Genomic DNA, 338 nt, shown 5'->3' with positions numbered 1-338 from the left:
CGCCTTCCCATGTTTTAATCTTCAACCATCCACTAGTTGTCCCATCTATTACTCTAAAATTCTGCGGACTATATAATGCTCCAGCGTTTGCTTTTCCTGAACTAAATGAAGGCTCGTTATACGCATAGAATGATTTTTCTATGAACCTTTCTTCTCCATCTAGATTCAGCCATTTCTCGCCTTCCCATGTTTTAACCTTTAACCATCCATTAGGTGTCCCATCCACAACTCTAAAATTCTGCGGATTATATAATGCTCCAGCGTTTGCTTTTGCTGCATTAAACGAAGCTTCGTTATACGCATAGAATGATTTGTTTATGAATCTTTCTTCTCCATCT

General features: G+C 38.5%; 1 pseudogene. It reads right to left on the bottom strand.

Annotated features, from left to right (window positions below):
• A pseudogene (locus MR167_RS31995) lies at positions 1-338 on the bottom strand (hypothetical protein); the annotation flags it as partial.

This window comes from Bacillus cereus group sp. BfR-BA-01355 (assembly GCF_022663675.1).
Taxonomy (GTDB): Bacteria; Bacillota; Bacilli; order Bacillales; family Bacillaceae_G; genus Bacillus_A; species Bacillus_A thuringiensis_S.
This window is presented reverse-complemented; position numbering and strand designations above follow the sequence as displayed.